At 70.6% G+C, this 19058-nt stretch carries 13 protein-coding genes; 6 read left to right on the top strand and 7 right to left on the bottom strand.

Translation table 11 applies throughout. The features are described from left to right. Positions 1-15 precede the first annotated feature (15 nt). Positions 16-1053 (top strand): medium chain dehydrogenase/reductase family protein, encoded by a 1038-nt coding sequence (locus GA0070617_RS12895; protein ID WP_091436909.1) that lies wholly within the window; start codon positions 16-18, stop codon positions 1051-1053. Here GA0070617_RS12895 and GA0070617_RS12890 read toward each other — a convergent pair whose 3' ends face one another. Together GA0070617_RS12890 and GA0070617_RS12885 are read right to left on the bottom strand one after the other, a co-directional pair. Continuing rightward, entirely contained in the window at positions 1054-2556 is a 1503-nt protein-coding gene (locus tag GA0070617_RS12890) for a multicopper oxidase family protein (protein WP_091436906.1), read from the bottom strand. Positions 2557-2778: 222 nt separating this feature from the next. Beyond that, positions 2779-3246, bottom strand: coding sequence for a VOC family protein (locus GA0070617_RS12885; protein WP_175440510.1), 468 nt, complete (start codon positions 3244-3246; stop codon positions 2779-2781). Between the two features lie 103 nt (positions 3247-3349). Between GA0070617_RS12885 and GA0070617_RS12880 the strand changes: the two genes are divergently transcribed. The 3 genes from GA0070617_RS12880 to GA0070617_RS12870 all read left to right on the top strand — a co-directional run bounded on the left by GA0070617_RS12880 (position 3350) and on the right by GA0070617_RS12870 (position 9281). Next, on the top strand, positions 3350-4150 hold the full coding sequence (locus tag GA0070617_RS12880; RefSeq protein ID WP_091446327.1) for a helix-turn-helix transcriptional regulator: 801 nt from the start codon (positions 3350-3352) through the stop codon (positions 4148-4150). A 169-nt stretch (positions 4151-4319) separates the two neighbouring features. After that, entirely contained in the window at positions 4320-4745 is a 426-nt protein-coding gene (locus GA0070617_RS12875; protein ID WP_229688660.1) for a hypothetical protein, read from the top strand. A 162-nt stretch (positions 4746-4907) separates the two neighbouring features. Further along, complete coding sequence (locus tag GA0070617_RS12870; protein WP_139135642.1) at positions 4908-9281, top strand: glycoside hydrolase family 9 protein; 4374 nt, start codon at positions 4908-4910, stop codon at positions 9279-9281. A 99-nt stretch (positions 9282-9380) separates the two neighbouring features. On the opposite strand, the gene GA0070617_RS12865 is transcribed toward GA0070617_RS12870, so the two are convergent. Next, positions 9381-10475, bottom strand: coding sequence for an alkene reductase (locus tag GA0070617_RS12865; protein ID WP_091436897.1), 1095 nt, complete (start codon positions 10473-10475; stop codon positions 9381-9383). A 218-nt stretch (positions 10476-10693) separates the two neighbouring features. Here GA0070617_RS12865 and GA0070617_RS12860 point away from each other — a divergent pair, with 218 nt between their 5' ends. Further along, the gene (locus GA0070617_RS12860; protein ID WP_091436895.1) at positions 10694-11374 is read left to right on the top strand and encodes a S1 family peptidase; all 681 of its coding nucleotides are present in this window, start codon (positions 10694-10696) and stop codon (positions 11372-11374) included. 81 nt (positions 11375-11455) lie between these two features. Here the strand turns inward: GA0070617_RS12860 and GA0070617_RS12855 are convergent, their stop codons facing one another. Continuing rightward, positions 11456-14158, bottom strand: coding sequence for an AAA family ATPase (locus tag GA0070617_RS12855; protein ID WP_091436893.1), 2703 nt, complete (start codon positions 14156-14158; stop codon positions 11456-11458). Positions 14159-14324: 166 nt separating this feature from the next. Here GA0070617_RS12855 and GA0070617_RS12850 point away from each other — a divergent pair, with 166 nt between their 5' ends. Further along, a complete protein-coding gene (locus GA0070617_RS12850) occupies positions 14325-14549 on the top strand; it encodes a hypothetical protein (RefSeq protein ID WP_139135641.1) in 225 nt (74 codons plus the stop codon). 197 nt (positions 14550-14746) lie between these two features. Here GA0070617_RS12850 and yicI read toward each other — a convergent pair whose 3' ends face one another. From yicI to GA0070617_RS12835, 3 genes are read right to left on the bottom strand one after another with little or no spacing between them, the layout of a single operon-like run. Beyond that, the gene (yicI, locus tag GA0070617_RS12845; RefSeq protein WP_091436888.1) at positions 14747-17107 is read right to left on the bottom strand and encodes an alpha-xylosidase; all 2361 of its coding nucleotides are present in this window, start codon (positions 17105-17107) and stop codon (positions 14747-14749) included. 33 nt (positions 17108-17140) lie between these two features. Beyond that, positions 17141-18121 (bottom strand): carbohydrate ABC transporter permease, encoded by a 981-nt coding sequence (locus GA0070617_RS12840; RefSeq protein WP_091436887.1) that lies wholly within the window; start codon positions 18119-18121, stop codon positions 17141-17143. After that, positions 18118-19056 carry a carbohydrate ABC transporter permease gene (locus tag GA0070617_RS12835; RefSeq protein ID WP_091436884.1) on the bottom strand — a complete coding sequence of 313 codons (939 nt, stop codon included), beginning with the start codon at positions 19054-19056 and terminating at the stop codon, positions 18118-18120. Before GA0070617_RS12835 ends, GA0070617_RS12840 begins: the two co-directional genes overlap by 4 nt. Positions 19057-19058 lie beyond the last annotated feature (2 nt).

Here is a 19058-nt window from a genome sequence, read left to right as displayed (position 1 = left end):
CGGAGGAATGCCGTCATGACCAACGCCGTCACCACGAGCACGACCGAGATAGTCCTACCGGGCGTGGTCGACCCGACCGGGCTGGAGGTGCGCACCCGCGAGCTGCCTGCGCCGGCTGCGGGACAGGTCGTCCTGCGGATGGCGGCGACCGGTGTGTCGTTCGCCGAACAGCAGATGCGCCGGGGCAAGTACTACGACCAGCCGCCGTTCCCCTTCGTACCCGGGTACGACCTGGTCGGCACCGTCACCGCCGGCGGGCCCGGCGTGGACGCGAGCCTGACCGGACGCCGGTTCGCCGCCGTCACCAAGATCGGCGCGTGGGCCACCCATGTGCTCATCGAGGCCGCCGACCTGGTCCCGGTGCCGGACGGGGTGTCCCCCGCCGCCGCGGAGACCGTGGTCGTCAACGGCATCACCGCCTGGCAGATGCTGCACCGGCTGGCCACGGTCCGCGCCGGGGGCGTCATCGTCGTGCTGGGGGCCAACGGCGGGGTCGGCTCCACGCTCGTCCAGCTGGCCCGGCACGCCGGCATCCGCGTGATCGGCACCGCGTCGACGCGACACCACGACGCGGTACGCGCGCTGGGCGCCACCCCCGTCGACTACCGCGACCCGGGCATGTACGAGCGGATCAGGGCGTTGGCGCCGGACGGGGTGGACGCGGTGTTCGACCACGTGGGCGGCCCCGGCGTGGAACGGTCCTGGCAGTTGCTCCGCAAGGGCGGCACGCTGGTGTCCTACGGCACGGCGGCGACGAAGGACGAGACGGGCAACTCGCGGCTGCCCGTGCTGAAGCTGTTCGCGCAGCTGAAGCTCTGGCACACCCTGCCCAACCACCGCAGCGCCTACTTCTACAACTTCTGGGCGGGCCACCGCGATCTGGCGACCTTCCGGCGGAACCTGGCCGAGGACCTGACCCAGGTGTTCCGGTTGCTCGCCGACGGCGTCCTCCACCCGCAGATCGCCGCGGAGATCCCGCTGGCCGAGGCCGCGTCGGCGCTGATGCTCGCCGAGTCCCGCACCGTCGCCGGCAAAGTCATCCTGGTGCCCTGATCACGGGTGCCGGTGGTGGCCCGGTGGGACGCCGACCTGCTCGCCCTCGCCCAGGACGACGAACTGGCCCATCATGCCGTCGTCCTCGTGGGCGAGCAGGTGGCAGTGGTACATGTACGGCATGTTCGGGTCGGTGTGGTCCCGGAAGCGCAGCGCCAGCCGGTACCGCTTCCCCTGAACGAGCAGGACGGTGTCCTTCCAGCCGCGCAGCGGTGGTTCCGGCGCCCTGCCGTCGACCGTCAGCACCTGGAACTGGACGTCGTGGACGTGGAAGTTGTGCACATACCCGTTGTCGTTGGTGACCTCCCACACCTCCACGGTGCCCTCCCGGACCCCGAAGTCGATGCGGTCCATGGCCATCGACCGTCCGTTGATCCGGTTCGACGCGAGCACGAAGGAACGCTCCTGGGCGACCGGCCGGGCGGCGAGGTCCGGGGCGACGCCGAGCACGGCGGGCACGGCGGCGTCGCCGGACAGCGAATCCGCGGCCCGGAACTGGCAGATGTCGAAGCGGTCGTCGAAGCCGTCGAGCCGTCCCAGCACCCCGCCGTGCTCCGCCGGATAGGAACGCAGCTCGACCCGCTCTCCCGGCTCGAAGGCCACCACGATCTCCGCGCGTTCCCCCGGCGAGAGGTACAGCCGGTCGGTCTCCCACGGCGCGGCGAGCAGGCCACCGTCCGTGGCGACGAGCGAGAAACGCCGGTCGTCGGAGAATCCGAAGTGGTACAGGCGCGCGTGGGAACCGTTCAGCAGCCGCAGCCGCACGAGCCGGGTGGTGACGTCGAAGTACGGCCCGATCGTGCCGTTGACGAGGATCTCGTCGCCGATCACCCCGAGCGAGCCCGCCAGTGGTTCCCGCTGCTCGAACTGCTGGTCTCCGTCGAACGCGCGGTCCTGGACGATCATCGGGACGTCGTCGACACCGTAGTCCGACGGCAGGTTCAGCGCCTCGACCCGGTCGTCGTCGACGATGAACAGGCCCGCCAGGCCCCGGTACATGTGGTCGGCGGTCGCACCGTGCACGTGCGGGTGGTACCAGAGCGTCGCGGCGGCCTGGTCGATCGTCCATCGCGGTTCCCAGGTCGCCCCGGCCGCGATCGTCTGGTGCGGGCCACCGTCCATCACCGCCGGCAGGTGCATGCCGTGCCAGTGCAGCGAGGTCTCCTCGTCGAGGCCGTTGTGCACCGCGAACTCGATCCGCTCGCCGCGTCGAGCCCGGATCGTCGGGCCCAGGTAGGTGCCGTTCACACCCCAGGTGCGGGTGGCCTTCCCGGCCTTGAACCGGGTCTCGCCCGGCTGGATGTCGAGGGTGAAGACACGGGTCCCCGAGGCGTCCGTCCTCGACTCGGCCAGGGCGGGAATCGACAGTGCCGTGTCGAAGGCGATCTTCCCGACGGTGTCCCGCTTCGCGCTCAGGTAGTAGGCGCCGAAGCCTCCGCCACCCAGGGCGACCGCGCCCCCGATTCCCCACCCGAATGCCTTCAGCACCGCACGACGCCTCATGGGACAACCGTTTCGTGGTGGGTGGTGTCGTCGCATCGGCGACAACTGCGTAGCCGCGGGTGCGGCCCCGCGCGGCCGTCGCCCTGGCCGTCGATGACGGACCGTGCCGGTCGACGATGGCCTGCTTCTCGGCCGGGTGCTCACCGGGATCGCGGGGCGACGGACGGGCAGGCGGTCGGCCGCCTGCCCGTCCGTCGGCTGAGGCCCGGAGGGCCGACGCGGCTACGAGGGCAGCTCGAACAACTCCAGCTGGATGCCGTCGGGGTCGCGCAGATAGAGGATCTTCGTGCCGGCCAGCGCCCCCGCTTCGACGCCGTCGCCGTCCTGGAGCACCACCGGATCGGCGTTGACGTGCACGCCTCGCTCCACCAGATCGCGGTGCGCCGCCTCGAGGTCGTCGACCTCGAAGCACAGGTGCATCACCCCGACGTCGCTGTTGCGTCCGGTGAAAGGCTTCGGCTGCGGGCTGTCGTACTGGATGAGTTCCAGGAGGACGTTGTCACCGGCCAGCGCGAACGATGCCCGCATCGACGCGTTCTCGACCTCGACGACAGCACCGATCGCCGGGTTCGAGGCCGAGATCGTCACGCCGTTCGGCGCGATGCCGAGGACGTCCTCGTACCACCTCACCGACCGGGCCAGATCGCTGACTGGCACACCAATATGGTTCATTCTGGTCACTCTGCTCATGATCCCCATCCTGAAGGGCGGGGTCGCCGTGGTGGAAGACACAGATCTTCCGCGTACCGCTGGTACCACCCAGCCCGCTCGACGAATGGCGGACCATGTGATGATGAATGATCTCGGAGCTGTGCTGCGGGCCTGGCGGGATCGCACGGACCCGGCCGCGGTCGGGCTCACGAACGCGTCCCCTCGCCGGGTCGCCGGGCTACGGCGCGGCGAGCTGGCGGCGCTGGCCGGGATCTCCACCGAATACGTGGCCCGTCTCGAACAGGGCCGGGCCGCCACGCCATCGGCGCAGGTGTGCGCCTCTCTGGCCCGCGCGTTGCGACTCTCCGACGACGAGGAGGCGCACCTGATGCGCCTCGCCGGCTTCGCCGCGGCTCCGGACCGGATACCCCGCCTGATCCCCGACAGCCTGCACCGCCTCGTCGGCCACCTCGGCGACACCCCGGCGGCCGTCTACGACGCCGGGTGGCGGCTTCTGCACTGGAACCGGCTGTTCGCGGCCGTCTTCGGCGATCCCGCGGGCGCGACCGCCGACGAGCGCAACGCCCTGATCGTCCAGTTCGAATCGCGGAACCCCCGCGTCCGTCAGACCGATGCCGAGCGTGCCTACTTCGAGCAGTCCCTGGTGGCCGACCTGCGCGCCACCAGCGCCCGCTATCCGAACGACCCCGACGTGGCGGCGCTGGTCGCGCGGATGGCCGGCAACGACCGGTTCCGCCGCCTCTGGGACCTCCGCGCGGTGGCCAGTCACGAAAGCGCGCACAAGACCGCCGTCCATCCGGACGTGGGTGCCATCCCGCTGGACACCTGCGTCCTGACCACGCAGAACACGGACCTGCGCGTCGTGGTCCTCACCCCCCGACCGGACACCACCGCTCGCGAGAAGCTGGATCGACTGAGCTGACGACGCCGGCGGCAGCCCGACGAGCGTCGCCACCAACGGGTTGGCTGGTCCTGCGCGAGACGATCACCGGACGGCTCGGGTACCCCTCGGGACACGTCGCCGTCGTACCGCCCTGGCGCTCGTCGCGGCACGGGCCGGCGGCCCGCGGTGGCGCCGCGCGGCCTGGACGGTGATCGGGCTGGTCGCCGTCGCCCGGATCCACGTCGGGGCGCACCTGCCGATCGACGTGGTCGGCGGCGTCCTCGTCGGTTGGCTCGCGGTGTGTCTGACTCGGCTCGTGGTCGGCGACGTCGGGCCGCAACGGTCGGTGCCCGCCCTGCGGGCGGCGCTGCGGAGGCGCGGGATCGAGGTGGCACGGTTGGCGCCGATCCACGGCGACGCCGCGAACGTGCTCGTCGGCCGGCACCACGCCCACCTGGTGGACCTGGGATTCGGCACCGACGACGCCTCGGTCGCGCAGCGGGCCCGCGACGTCGTCGAGCTGTTGGTCGCCCTGTCCACGCGGGTCGAACCGGCCAGCGTGGTCGCCGAGGCGACCGACCGCCTGGGCGCCGCATCGGTGGCGGACAGCGTGCAGCAGGGCAACAGTACATGACCGGCTGTATCCAGCCGTCGCTGTACACAATGGGCGATCCGGTGGCGGGCACGCCGCACACCCGGTTGCCCGACGTCGGACCAGACGGCTACGTAATTCCTACCGACGCGATGTCGAGAGCCGCTACCGGATGGTCTGTGTCCGAGGTCTGGAGGATCCGACGTGGGCGTTGCACGTAAGTGGTTGGCCGCGACCATCGCGGTGACGACGGCGGCGACCGTGCTGTCCGTCATGAAACCGTCGACACCGGCGGTGGCGGCCCCGCAGGACAGGATCACCGCGTCCTGGAACATGCAGGGCCAGAGCGACGGGACCGGAGGGCCGCCGGAGTCACGCTGGACCACCACCGTCCGGCAACTCCTCAACGAACACGGGGTGCAGGTCCTGGCGCTCCAGGAGGCAGGCAACGCACCCCCGGTATCGGCGACCCAGACGGCACGGACTTTCGCGCAGCTGCAGATCACCGAACACGAGTACAACCTCGGCACGAGCAGCCGCCCGGATCGGGTGTTCATCTACTGGACCAACCCCGGTCAGCAACGTAACGGCCTGGCGATCGTGACCCGGGAAAGGGCGCAGGACGCCGTGGCGTTACAGGTGAACAGCCAGTTCAACTCGCGGCCGCTGGCGGGCGTCCAACTCGGCAGCGACTGGTACTTCGACGCCCACGCGTTGTCGATGGGCCCGACCCGTACCAACGACGCCGCCGACATCGTCGACACGGCCCGGCAGTTCATGGCAGGCCGACCGAGCGACGAGTGGATGCTGCTCGCCGACTTCAACCAGGATCCGGCTCAGATGCCCGCCCGGTTGCAGCGCAACATCGTCGCGCCGGACCAGCCCACCCATCAGGGTGGCGGTCGGCTCGACTGGGCCTACGTCGGCAACCAGAACAACAACACCATCGACGCCCAGGTCGGCCCCAGCAACTCCGACCACTCCTACGTCCGCTACGTCGTCAACGCCGGCTGCGGCGCCGGCGGCGGCATTGGCCCCCGGACCACCGCGCAGCGGGACTGTTACGCCCCGGTCCCCGGCGAGACCTACCGCTTCTACGCCCGCCACATTCCGGTGGACGCGGTGATCGCGCTGAAGACGAACGACGGTGACGACATCGGGCCGCACGTCAGGACGCCGCGCGGCAGCCTCGACGAGGCCCTGCAGGTGCGCTTCAGCATGGCCCCGGGCCAGTATCAGCTCGCCTGGCCGCAGACCGACCCGGCGGACGAGCGATGCCTGTCCTGGGACCCGGACTCCCGGAACACCGGCACGACGCCCTGCTCCGAGCAGGCGGAGGTCTCCCGATGGCAGTTCAAGGACGGGCAGATCTTCACGCCCGGGCTCAGCGGCTCCCTACAGCCCTCCCCCAACGCGCTCGGGGGTCGGTTGGTGGTCGCGCAGGACTTCTACCAGTGGCGAGCGGAGCCCCGCAACGGCATCGGCCCGCGCTGGGAGCCGATCGGCGAGTTCCGGGACGCCGCCCCGATCGGCTCGGAGACCCACTTGCCCGACCTCGACGGCGACGGTGACGCCGATCATGTCATCGTTCGGCCCGACGGTCAGGTGTTGGCGTGGCGCAACGACGGCGCCCGGTCCACCTGGACCGCGCTCGGCGACATCACCCCCGCGGACCGGGGGCAGCCCAAGACGGTGCACTTCGGCGACCTCGACGGCGACGGCCGGGACGACTACCTCAGGTTGTTGGCCGCCGACGAGTCACCGACCGGGATCCGGGCCATGCGGGTGTCGCGCAACGAGTCCGGTGACGGGCAGACGAGGTGGGGAGCGCCCACCATCGTGGCCAACAACCTGCTCTACGAGAACTCGCGGTTCGTCGACATCGACGGCGACGGGGACGACGACCTGATCAACCTGGACCGGATCAACAACGCCAGCCTGTGGGAGAACCGGTCACCCGGCCGGCTACCCGGTCCGGGAGACTGGCACAGCGTCACGGGCTTCGCGACGCCGGCCGACGGCTTCAACGACGTGTCGTTCACGGACATCACCGGTGACCTCCGGGTCGACGTGGTGCGGGTCGTCCATCCCGGCGGCGAGGTCCGGGCCTGGGAGAACATCGGCGCACCCTGGAGCCGCACCACCGGCTGGCGACCGCTCGGCGCGATCCGCGACGAGGGCCCGTTCACCGGCACCACCAACCTGTTCGCCGACCTCGACGCCGACCGGGTCGGCGACTTCGTCCTGTTCAACTCCGTCTCCGGTGGCCTCGACGGTTGGCTGCTGCCCCGGTACGGCACTGCGGAGCCCGGCCCCGGACAGCCCGGCCAGGGCGGCGGACAGGAGCTGCCGGCGGGGACGCTGCCGGCGTACGGCGGTGGCACACCACGGCCGCAGCTCGACGGCCGGCTGTTGCAGAACAGCACGTTCACCGGCACGGACAAACCATGGTGGACGAACGCCGGGATGACCCCGAAGCTGGACGGTGGCACCTTCTGTGTGACCGCGCCCGCGTCGACCAACCCGTGGGACGTCCTGGTCGGACACAACAGCATCTACCTGCCCGGCGGAGCGACGTACACGCTGCGGTTCCGGGCCCGGACGAACACCGCCGCGAATCCGATCGTCTACCTCGCCCCCTTCGACAACCCGACAAACGTCACCTACCTGAACAAGGGCTTCACCACCGGCACCGCCTGGAAGGAGTACGAGTACAGCATCAGCACGGCCTACCCCGAGCCGTACCGGTTGGCGCAGCTCCAGTTCCGGCTCGGCAAATCCAGCGCACCGTACGAGTTCTGCATGGACGACGTGACGCTCACCGGCGCCGAGTACGCGTACCGGGCCGATGCCGGCCCGGACCTGAAGGTGAACCAGCACGGCTACCTGCCCAGGGGGCCCAAACGCGCGACGTTGCTGTACGGCGCGTCCTCATCGGTGCCGTGGACGCTGCGCCGGGCCGGCGGCGGTGCGACGGTGGCAACGGGCCGGACCACCCCGACCGGGTTCGACGCGTCGGCCGGCGCCATCACCCATGTGATCGACTTCAGCCACGTCACGACGACCGGCCGGTTCGAGCTGGTGTACGACGGCTGGGTCGACCGTCCCAGTCACCCGTTCGACATCCGCGCGGATCTCTACGACCGGCTGCGTACCGACGCGACCCGCTTCTTCTACACCAACCGCAGTGGCATCGCGATCGACGGGGGCATCGCCGGGGCGGCGTACGCCCGCCCGGCCGGGCACGTGGCGGATTCGCCCAACGGTGGCGACACCCAGGTGCCGTGCCAGCAGCCGAAGTCGTTCCTGAACAACTGGACCTGCTCCTATCGGCTGGACGTCACCGGCGGCTGGTACGACGCCGGCGACCACGGCAAGTACGTCGTCAACGGGGGCATCGCCACATACCAACTCCTGTCGGCGTGGGAACGCAACCGGCCGGCGGCTCTCGGCGACGGCACCCTGGCGGTGCCGGAACGCGGCAACGGCATACCGGACATCCTCGACGAGGCCCGCTGGAATCTCGACTTCATGCTGAAGATGCAGGTGCCCGACGGTCTCCCGTTGGCCGGCATGGTCCACCACAAGGTCCACGACGAGACCTGGACCGGACCACCGATGCTGCCGCACCAGGACAAGAAGCCCCGGGAGCTGCACCGCCCGTCGACCGCGGCCACCCTGAACCTCGCCGCCGTGGCGGCCCAGGCATCGCGGATCTACCAGCCGTACGACGCCGGCTTCGCCGCCCGACTGCGCGCGGCGGCCGAACGCGCGTACGCCGCGGCCCGGGCGAACCCGGCGCTCTTCGCGCCGTACGAGGACCGCAGCGGCGGGGGGCCCTACAACGATGGTGACGTGTCCGACGAGTTCTACTGGGCCGCGGCCGAGCTGTACCTGACCACCAAGAACGCCTCCTATCTCGCCACCGTCCGGATCAGTCGTTTCCACACCGCCGGCACGGCGTTCAGCCAGAACGGCTTCTACTGGGGCTCCGTGGCCGCGCTGGCCCAACTCGACCTGGCGCGGTTCGGCACCGAGTTGAGCGACCGCGACCAGATCAAGGGGTGGGTGGTCGCCGCCGCGGACCGCCTGATCTCGTTCCAGAAGGCGGAGCGTTTCGGCCAGACGTACACCCCCACCACGGGACGGTACGACTGGGGCTCTAACGCGTCCATGCTGAACAACCAGGTCGTCCTGGCCACCGCCTACGACCTCACCGGCGCCGACAGGTACGCCGACGCCGTCTTCGAGGGCCTCGACTACCTGCTGGGCCGTAACGCCCTCGGGCAGTCGTACATCACCGGCTACGGCGTCAACGACGCGAAGAACCAGCACAGCCGGTGGTATGCGAAGTCCTTCGACGCCCGGTTGCCGAATCCGCCGGTGGGATCGGTTGCCGGTGGCCCCAACTCCAGCCTCCAGGACCCGCTCTCGGCGAGCTGGTTGCAGGGATGCGCTCCCCAGCTCTGCTACGTCGACAACCTGGAAGCCTGGTCGGTCAACGAAATCACCATCAATTGGAACTCCGCGTTGACCTGGGTGGCTGCGTTCGCGGCCGACGTGGCTGGTCGTCGGTGAGCGCAGGCCGCCCTTCGGTCGTGGCGGGTACGCCCGGTGCGGAGCCCGATCCGGATGCGAGCGCGTCCGACGCGGCCCTGCAGCGGTACTACACCCAGGTCACACCGATGCCGTCGCGGTCAGCGGCGGGTGGGCGTACGCCGGATAGGTGAGGTAGCCGTCGTCGCCGCCGGTGTAGTAGGTGTCCAGGTCGGCGACCGCCAGCGGCAGGTCCGCCCGGAACCGCTCGACCAGGTCGGGGTTGGCGAGGTAGGCGCGGCCGAACGCGACCAGGTCCGCCCCCTGGGCCAACCAACGCTCGGCGTCGGCGCGGTTCGACGGGACCGGGGTGCCGGGTATCGACGGGTTGACGATGAGCGTGCCGGGCCAGGCCCGGCGCAGCCCGAGCAGGATCTCGTCGTCGGTGCCGGCCAGGTGTACGTAGGCCGGTCCGAGCGGGACGAGTTCGGCGAGCAACGCGCCGTACACCGCGGGGATGTCGGTGTCGACGGTGTCCCCGACGCCCGCGCCGGGCGACAACCGCAGGCCGACGCGGTCGGCGCCGACCGCGTCGATCGTGGCGGCGACCGCCTCCACGGCGAAGCGGATGTGCCCGGAGACGGAGCCGCCGTAGCGGTCCGTGCGGAGGTTGGTGTTGCCGGAGAGGAACTGGTTCATCAGGTACCCGTTCGCGCCGTGCAGCTCCACGCCGTCGAAGCCGGCCACGATCGCCCGTCGGGCGGCTGCCGCGAACGACTCCACCTCGCCTTCCACCTCGGCGGTGGAGAGCGCCCGTGGCGTGGGCGCCAGTTGTGGTCCGGTGGGGGTGAACACGTACACCTCGCGGGGCGCGACCGCGGAGGGCGCGACCGGCTGGTGCCCGGTGGTGTCCGGGTGGCTGATCCGTCCACCGTGCATGAGCTGCGCGAAGACCCGGCCCCCGTTGGTGTGCACGGCGGAGGTGACCTGCCGCCAGGAGTCGGTCTGCGCCGGGGTGTACAGCCCCGGCGTGAGCGGGTTGGACTGTCCGACGGGGTTGGGGTAGGTGCCCTCGGTGATGATCAGACCCGCGGTCGCCCGCTGGGCGTAGTACGTCGCCATCGACGCGGTCGCGAGCCCCTCGCGGTCGGATCGCACCCGGCTCATCGGCGCCATCACGACCCGGTTGGGAAGCCGGAGCCCGCCGAGAGAAACATTGTCGAACAGTGATGTCATGACTGCACCGTAGGATCTGACGCCACTGTCAGATGCAAGTCCTGGGTGGCCGACGTGGTGCGGCTCACCGTCCACGTCACCCGTGGGCCTGCCTGGCCGCTGGCCATCTGGTCGGGGTCGTCCGCAGAACAGCATCGCGACACCGATGCCATTCACATCGACGGCCGCGCGATCGATAATCGTCGGTGTCAGTAGTCGCCTCGGTAAGGAGTCATTCCGTGCGCATCCGTCTCACCATGGCGCTCGTCGCGACCGTCCTCACCGGTGTGTTCGTCGCCCCGGCCACGGCGACCGCCGCACCGACCGGACCGCAGCCGATCATCGGCGGCAGCCTCGTCGCGTCGGCACCGTGGGCGACCGCCGTGTTCCAGAACGGCTCGTTCGCCTGCTCCGGCTCGATCATCGCTCCGCGCTGGGTGCTGACCGCCGCCCACTGCCTGCGCGGATCCATCTCGGTACGGGTCGGCAGCGTGTACCGCTCCTCCGGGGGCACCACCGCCACGGTGAGCGCCATCCACACCCGGCACGACCTCGCCCTGCTACACCTGGGAACGTCGATCTCCACCACGTATGTCACGCTGGCCGACACCAACCCGCCGGTCGGCGCCAGCAACGACATCTACGGCTGGGGCCGGACCTGCCTGACCTGTGAGCCGTCCGAACAGCTGAAGACCGCCACCGTCCGAGTGACCGCGATCAGCGGCGAGGACGCCGACGGCGGCCCGGTGATCCGCAGCACCCGGGGCAACGGAGTGTCCTGGCAGGGCGACTCCGGCGGACCCCAGCTCCACAACGGGCGGCAGGTCGGTGTCTCCTTCAACGGCAACGGATCGACCTCACAGAACTACTCATCGGTGATCGCGAGCCGCAGCTGGATCACCGAGATCAGCGGTGTCTGATCCCGGGCCGCTGGTGTTGGTGGCGCCCTGATGGGGGCGGCGTTCGTGGTAGAGGGCGCAGCGTCGAGCCGCCCGGCACTTTCACGCGCCGAGATCGGGCCGGTGCCGGAGTTGCCGCCGTGAGTTGATGCCGAGCTTGCGGAAGATGTTGCGCAGGTGGGCGTCGACCGTACGTGGGCTGATGAACAGCTGGGCGGCCACCTCGCTGGACGTCGCGCCGGCGGCGACCAGCCGGGCGATGTGCAGCTCCTGGATCGTGAGCTGGTCGTAGGTGTGTGGTGACCGTCGGCGTGGCCGTTCCCCGGTGGCGCGTAGTTCGGTGGCGGCCCGCCGGGCGAACCCGTCGAACCCCGCCTCGGACAGCAGGCGGTGCGCGGTACGCAGGTGCGTTCGGCAGTCGAGCCGGCGTCCCTCGCGCCGCAGCCACTCCCCGTACACGAGATGGGCTCTGGCTCGGTAGGCCGACAGCGGACTCCGCTCGAGGTACGCGATGGCGGTCCGATAGTGCTCCTCGGAACCGGTGACCAGCCCTCGGGCGTACGCCGCGATGCCCAGGCCGGTGGCGGTCCCGCTGGCATCGGCGCGTTCCACAAGTGACTCCAGCGCCGCCCTGGCGGCGTCGGTTTCACCGCAGCGGACCGCCGCTTCGACCAGTTCGGGCAGGGAGAAACTGGCGAGGAAGAGGGTGCCGTCCGCGACGGCCCGCCGAGCGGCGGTCAGTGCGGCCGGATAGTCGGCGAGGCCGTTGTGCAGTACGGCCGATGCCCAGTCGATGTTGCTGGTCAGGAGACCACTACCGCTGATGGTCGCCGCGGCCGTGGCGCTCTCGAACAACGCGAGCGCCTCGGCGCGGCGACCACGCATGGCCGCGAGGTGGAGCCGGGGGTAGGGCACCGGGGGCCCGCCGGTCGCGTCGGCGATCGCTTCCTCCTCGGCGATTGCAGCCGTCGCCAGTTCGGGGTCGGCGGTGAGCGCACCGTACGAGCCGACCTGCGCTAGCCCGAGACGCAGCAGCAGGGGCGAACCGGACTCCCGGCCGGTCCGCAGCAGCCACTCGACGATCGTCCAGTACCGGTGCGGGTCCCAGATCTCTGCCGCGAGCATGAGGGCGAGCGCGGGGTATCCGGTCCATCCAGGCCTGCAGGAACCGTTCCCGTCTTCCAGAACCTGCTGGATCAGCGGGATCGCGCTGCGATGGCCCGCTGAGTTCAGCAGGCCCAGCGCGTCCAGAACGTCCGGTTGACGTGACGCGGTCACCGGTACCGATCGCACGGCGGCCAGCACCAGGTCCTGCACTCCGCTGGGCCGACCGACGAGGAGACTCGTCTCGATCGCGTCCAGGAAGCACCTGCGGGCGCGTTCCGGATCCAGCCCGGCCAGGCGTCTGCCCGCTCGGATCATGAACTCGGGGCCGCTGTCGTCCCGGTGGCTCTGGAACGCCACCTGGCCCCGTAACAGGTCGGCGTGGGCGAGCTGGAACTCGTCGAGTGCGGTGTGCTCGACGGCCCTGATCAACGCGGCGGCCCGATCGGGACGGCCCGCGACGAGGGCGGCCTGCGCCGCCGCGAGCGTTCGTTCGATTCGGCCGGCGGGGTTCAGGGAAAGCTCGGCCGCCCGTTCCAGGAAGGCAGCCGCGGCCACCACGCCCCCGCGCGTCTGGGCGCGGGTGGCCGATCGTACGAGTTCCGCGGCGACGTCGTCGTCGGGGCCGACGCTGGCCTGGGCGCGGTGCCAGGCCCGCCGGTCCGGGTCGGTGACGGCGCTGGTTGCCTCGGCCAGCGCCCGATGCGCCCGGTGCCGTTCCCCCACCGACGCCGCGTGGTAGACCGCGGACCGAGCCAGCGGGTGGCAGAAGCGGATGTCCGCGGCGAACTCGACCAGCCCTGTCGCTGCCGCGCTGGCGCTGGCGGTCGACACGTCGATGCCCAACAGTCGCGTGGCCGGCCACACCAGGGTGGGATCACCCGTCGGGTCGGCGCTCGCCACGGTCAGCAGGAGACGGGCGTCGTCCGGCAGATCCGACAGCCGGTGTCGGAAGCTGCGCTCGATCCGGGTCGGTACCGCAGCGGTGTCCGGCTGCCCGAAGCCGCCCGCCTCGGGCAGTTCGAGCAACGCCAACGGGTTTCCCCGGGCCTCGGCGAGCAGCCGGCTGAGCACCTGCTCGTCGAGGAGGAGGTGACGGTGGGCCGCGAGCAGCATCCGTGCCTCGGCGTCCGCCAAGCCGGTGAGGTCAAGGCTGGGCAGCTCGTGCAGGTCGTCCGAGGCGGGCAACCGCAGCGCGAACAGCATGGCGATCGGTTCGCTGGCCACCCGCCGACCGACGAAGGCCAACGCCTTCGCCGACGCCGCGTCCAACCAGTGGGCGTCGTCGACCACGCACAGCAACGGGCGCACGCCGGCCGCAGCAGCCAGCAGGCCCAGGGTCGCCGCGCCGATGTGGAAGAGGTCGGGCGTGCCCGCCGCCAGCCCGAACGCGACCCGGAGCGCGTCGGCGTGCCGGGTGGGCAGGTCCGCGAGGTGGCCCAGCACCGGCACACACAGTTGATGCAGCGCGCTGTAGGGCAACTCCCGCTCGAACTCCGCCCCGGACACCTGGATCACCCGCGCACCGGACGCCGCGTCGCGGGCGTGTGCCAGCAGCGTGCTCTTGCCGATGCCGGCCTCGCCGCGCACCACCAGCGACTCGCCCCGGCCCGACCGCGCGCCCTCGATCAGCTCGTCGAGAACCTTGAGCTCGACTGACCTGCCAACCAGTGAGCCCCGGGAGACGGCTGCGGATCGCACGCCGGACAGGCTACCCCTGCCCCCACCCACCACGGTCGTCCGGAAGTCACACCGTCCACGACCGACGGACCCGGCCCGTTCCCGCCGGCGGCCAGGCCGACCGGCTGCAGACCCTCCCGAGTACTGGCACACCTGCGCCTACATCGTCTTCGCCGGAATGTGGGCCATGCTGGCCCTCGCACCCCGAAAGCAACGCGGCATGTGGGAACTCCTGCTCATCCACAAGATCGCGGTCACCATCCAGGCCGCCTTCATCCTCGACGTCCCGAACGCACTCCTGACCCTGATCGCCGACGGGCTCGTCTCGACGACCACCATCGCCGGCTACCTGCTGTGCCGTGGCTGGCACACCTGGCACCGCGGGGCGCTGGGACCCAACGACAATCGCTGACCGGAGGAATGCCGTCATGGAGACGACCGGTGTCTCCTCAGCCGGGCAGCGGATGCGCCGGGGCGAGTACTACGACCAGTCGCCGCTCCCCGTCGCCGTAACCGTCGACGGTGCCCTGCGGCGTCGAGCGGGCCCACCCGCGTACCGGCGGCGGTGGCCGTGCCCCAGCGGAGGATGTCGGGAGGCTCCGGGCCTGGTCACCTCTGGGTGGGCAGGACGATCTCAAGCCGGTCGGTCTCCGCTTCGGCGCTGATCCGGGTGCCGTCGGTGACGGTCTCGGCGGTGCCACCGGTGACCGACCCGTGGCTGGTGACCGCGACGAGGACCAGGTGCCAGGGTGCCCGCACCGGACCGTCGCGGGTCACCCGGATCCGGTCACCGTCCCGGCTGATCTCGAACACCGCGGCCGGGGTGCCGTCGGTGGCGGGCACGGTGACCACCCGGTGGACGCCGTCGGCGAGCTGGTACGCCCGCAGCGTGACCCCGTCGGCGTACGGGTAGTCGGGTCGGTCGGCGCGGGCGCCGACGGGGACGACGGCGCCGGGGCGGACGAGCAGCGGGAGGCTGTCGAAGCCGTGGGTCTCGGTGCGCCAGCCCGGTCCCTCGACGGTCCGGCCGTCCTGCCAGCGGGTCCAGCGTCCGGCGGGGACGTAGTAGGTCACCTCGCCTCCGGTGCTGAGCACCGGGGCGACCAGCAGATCCGGGCCGAGCAGGTACTGGGCGTCGAGGTAGGCGCAGGCCGGGTCGTCGGGAAACTCCAGGGCCATGGCCCGCATCACCGGCATGCCCTCGGTGTGGGCGGTCACGGCGGCGGCGTAGAGGTACGGCATCAGCCGGGCCTTCAGGCGGGTGAAGTCGCGCAGCACGTCGACGGATTCCTCGTCGAAGAGCCACGGCACCCGGTAGGAGCGGCTGCCGTGCAGCCGACTGTGCGAGGAGAGCAGCCCGAAGGCGACCCACCGTTTGAAGACGGCGGGGTCGGGGCGGCCCTCGAAGCCACCGATGTCGTGGCTCCAGAAGCCGAAGCCGCCCATGCCGAGGGAGAGACCGCCGCGCAGGCTCTCCGCCATCGCCTCGTACGAGGATTCGCAGTCGCCACCCCAGTGCACCGGCAGGCGCTGGCCGCCGACGGTGGCGGCGCGGGCGAACAGGACCGCGTCGCCGGTGCCCCGTTCCTCCTCCAGCAGGTCGAAGACGAGTTCGTTGTAGATCAGACTGTAGTAGTTGTGCATCCGTTCGGGGTCGGAGCCGTCGGCCCAGACCACGTCGGTGGGGATCCGCTCGCCGAAGTCGGTCTTGAAGGAGTCGACGCCCATCCGGAGCAGGTCGCGCAGCTTGCCGGCGTACCAGTCGCGGGCCCCGGGATCGGTGAGGTCGACCAGGGCGCGGCCGGCCTGCCAGTGGTCGTCCTGCCAGATCCGACCGTCGGGACGGCGTAGCAGGTAGCCGCGCGCGGCGCCCTCGTCGAAGAGGGCGGAGGCCTGGCCGATGTACGGGTTGATCCAGACGCAGACCTTGAGGTCGCGCTCGTGCAGCCGGGCGAGCATGCCGGGCGGGTCGGGGAACGTTTCCGGGTCCCATTCGAAGTCGCACCAGCGGAACTGCCGCATCCAGAAGCAGTCGAAGTGGAAGACGCTCAGCGGGATGTCGCGCTCGGCCATGCCGTCGACGAACGAGGTGACGGTGGCCTCGTCGTACTCGGTGGTGAAGGAGGTGCTCAGCCAGAGCCCGAAGGACCAGGCGGGCGGCAGCGCGGGACGGCCGGTGAGGGCGGTGTAGCGGCGCAGGATCTCGGCCGGGGTGGGGCCGTGGATGACCAGGTACTCCAGCTCGTGGCCGGAGACGCTGAACTGCACCCGGGTGACGGTTTCGGAGGCCACTTCGAAGGAGACCCGGCCGGGGTGGTTGACGAAGACGCCGTATCCGCGGTTGCTGAGGTAGAACGGGACGTTCTTGTACGCCTGTTCGCTGTTGGTGCCGCCGTCGGCGTTCCAGATCTCCACGGCCTGTCCGTTGCGGACCAGTGGCCCGAAGCGTTCGCCGAGGCCGTAGACGAGTTCACCGACGCCGAGGTGGAGCTGTTCGACCATGTGGTGCCCGCCGTCGGCGTCGGTCATCGCGCCGAGGGAGTTGTGGTCGCTGCGGGTGAGTTCCCGGCCGTCGACGCGGAAGGTGAGCCCCCAGGGCGCGCTGCGGCCGACCTGGACGGTGAGTTCACCGCTGGTGAGGCTGACGTGTGCGTCGTCGACCTGGGCGAGCGGTCCGGCACCGGCCGGGTCGGTGCCGATCGGCGTGCCGTCGGTGGTGAGTACGAAGGACGGACCGGCCGGTACGGAGCCGGCGAAGTGGGTGGCCCGGACCCGGACGACGCCGGGCATCGGTGCGGCAAGGTCCACCCGCAGCACCGGCCCGTCCAGCGTGTCGCCGCGACGGCCGATCGGCTTGGCCGGGGCGAGCACCCGGATGGCCTGCGCGCCGACGGTGACGTCGTGGGCGGCGGTGGCGTAGCTGCCCCGCACCCCGGGACGCATCTGCCAGTAGCCGTCCTTGAACTTCATTGTCTCCCCGTTCGGTGTCCGGAGTGGGTGGTGTCAGCCCTTCAGTCCCCCGGCGACCAGGTCGAGCCGCCAGAAGCGCTGGAGGAAGAGGAAGAGCGCGAAGATCGGGATGATCGACAGGAGTGCGCCGGTGATCACCAGGGTGTAGAGCGCCGGCTGCGAGGCACCCCGGTTGAGCAGCGAGTAGAGCCCCACGGTGAGCGGGAACCGGTCGTCGTTGGCGAGCATGATGTACGGCAGCAGGAAGTTGTTCCAGATCGAGATGAACTGGAGCAGGAAGACGGTGACCAGTCCGGGCACCATCACCGGCAGCGCCACCGACCGGAAGAGCCGGAACTCGCTGGCGCCGTCCATCCGCCCGGCTTCCAGCATCTCGTCGGGGATCGCCGCGGCGGCGTAGACCCGGCAGAGGTAGATGCTGTACGGGCTGATGATGCTCGGCAGGATCACCGACCAGTAGCTGCCGGCCAGGCCGATCTCGGACAGCAGCAGGTACTGCGGGATGGCGAGGGTGATCTGCGGGATGAGCACCCCGGCGAGAAGCGCGCCGAAGAGCAGTTTCTGCCCGTGGAACCGGAACTTCGCCATCGCGTAGCCGGCCATCGAGGAGACGATGACGGTCAGCAGCGCCCCGCCGCCGGCATAGATCAGGCTGTTCAGGGTCCACCACCAGAACCGGCCGTCGGCGTAGGTGCTCAGGGTGCTGATGTTCTCGGTGAAACCGCCGTTGAAGCTGGGCCAGCCGGAGTAGGTGCCGAAGAGTTCGTCGGTGCTCTTGGTGGCGGCGATCAGCACCCAGACCACCGGCAGGATGCAGTAGATCGCGCCGAGGGCGAGGACGAGGGTGGGCAGGATCTTGGCCCGGTCCCGGGAGTTCCGGGAGCGGCCCGACCGGGGCGGGTCGGCGGGTCGGGCCGAGACCTGACGTCGCGTCTGAGCGGTACCCGGGCCCGGGGGCGGGGTGGGCCCCGGCCGGGGGGAAGGAGCCGGCGCGGGTTGCGGGGTGGGGCTCATCGTTCGCTCCTCGCGGCGCGGATCCGGAAGATGGCCAGTACGGCGAGGGAGAACAGGACCGTCGCGCCGGCCAGGAGCACCGAGGTGGCGGCGCCGAGGTACATGTCGTTCTCCACGAACGCCTGCTGGTAGACCTTCATCAGTGGCACCCAGTCGGCGGTGATCGCGTTGGTGATCGGCCGCAGGGTGGTCGGCTCACTGAAGACCTGGAGCATGCCGATCAGGGAGAAGGTCGAGGTCATCACGAGCGCGGGACGCAACAGCGGGATCTTGATCTTCCAGGCGATCTGCCATTCGGTGCAGCCGTCGATGCGGGCGGCGTCGTAGAGCTCGACCGGCATCGCCCGCAGGGCGGTGAAGAGCACCACCATGTTGAAGCCGATCGCACCCCAGATGGCGATGTTGGCCACCGAGAAGAAGATCGACATGTCGCCGAAGAAGTTCGGCGCGGGCAGCCCGATCGCCTCCAGCCCGTTGGTGATCGGGCTGACCACGGGAAGGTACATGAAGCCCCAGAGCAGGCTGGCGATCACTCCGGGCACCGCGTACGGCAGGAAGATCGCGAGCCGGGCGTAGCGCCGGCCACCGACGCGGGGGGCGTCGAGCAGGAGCGCGAAGAGCAGCGCGAGCCCCATGGTGGTCGGCACGGTGATCAGGCCGTAGCCGAGCATCCGCAGCAGGGAACCGTAGAGGGCGCCGTCGCCGAGGGTCTGGGCGTAGTTCTCCAGCCCGACGAAGACCTCGCTGCGGATACCGAAGCCGGCGCCGCGCACCCGCATCGCGTGCACGCTCAGCCAGACGGCGTACCCGATCGGCACGAGGATGAAAACGAGGAAGAGCGCGGCGGCGGGCAGCGTGAAGAGGTACGGCGCGGCGGTGCTCGCGCGCCGCCGCTTCTGGCGGCGGCGCGCGAGCACCGGGTTGACAGTGCTCATCA

Origin of the sequence: Micromonospora yangpuensis (assembly GCF_900091615.1) — a bacterium.
GTDB classification, from domain to species: Bacteria; Actinomycetota; Actinomycetes; order Mycobacteriales; family Micromonosporaceae; genus Micromonospora; species Micromonospora yangpuensis.
Note: the sequence above shows the minus strand (reverse complement) of the source record. Positions and strands in the feature narration are given on the sequence as shown.

What these genes read in the sequence shown, in the direction of transcription:
- GA0070617_RS12890 (WP_091436906.1), bottom strand. Translation starts at nt 2,556, where the DNA reads ATGAGGCGTCGTGCGGTGCTGAAGGCATTCGGGTGGGGAATCGGGGGC.
- GA0070617_RS12840 (WP_091436887.1), bottom strand. Translation starts at nt 18,121, where the DNA reads ATGAGCCCCACCCCGCAACCCGCGCCGGCTCCTTCCCCCCGGCCGGGG.
- GA0070617_RS12880 (WP_091446327.1), top strand. Translation starts at nt 3,350, where the DNA reads ATGAATGATCTCGGAGCTGTGCTGCGGGCCTGGCGGGATCGCACGGAC.
- yicI (WP_091436888.1), bottom strand. Translation starts at nt 17,107, where the DNA reads ATGAAGTTCAAGGACGGCTACTGGCAGATGCGTCCCGGGGTGCGGGGC.
- GA0070617_RS12885 (WP_175440510.1), bottom strand. Translation starts at nt 3,246, where the DNA reads ATGAGCAGAGTGACCAGAATGAACCATATTGGTGTGCCAGTCAGCGAT.
- GA0070617_RS12835 (WP_091436884.1), bottom strand. Translation starts at nt 19,056, where the DNA reads ATGAGCACTGTCAACCCGGTGCTCGCGCGCCGCCGCCAGAAGCGGCGG.
- GA0070617_RS12895 (WP_091436909.1), top strand. Translation starts at nt 16, where the DNA reads ATGACCAACGCCGTCACCACGAGCACGACCGAGATAGTCCTACCGGGC.
- GA0070617_RS12865 (WP_091436897.1), bottom strand. Translation starts at nt 10,475, where the DNA reads ATGACATCACTGTTCGACAATGTTTCTCTCGGCGGGCTCCGGCTTCCC.
- GA0070617_RS12850 (WP_139135641.1), top strand. Translation starts at nt 14,325, where the DNA reads ATGCTGGCCCTCGCACCCCGAAAGCAACGCGGCATGTGGGAACTCCTG.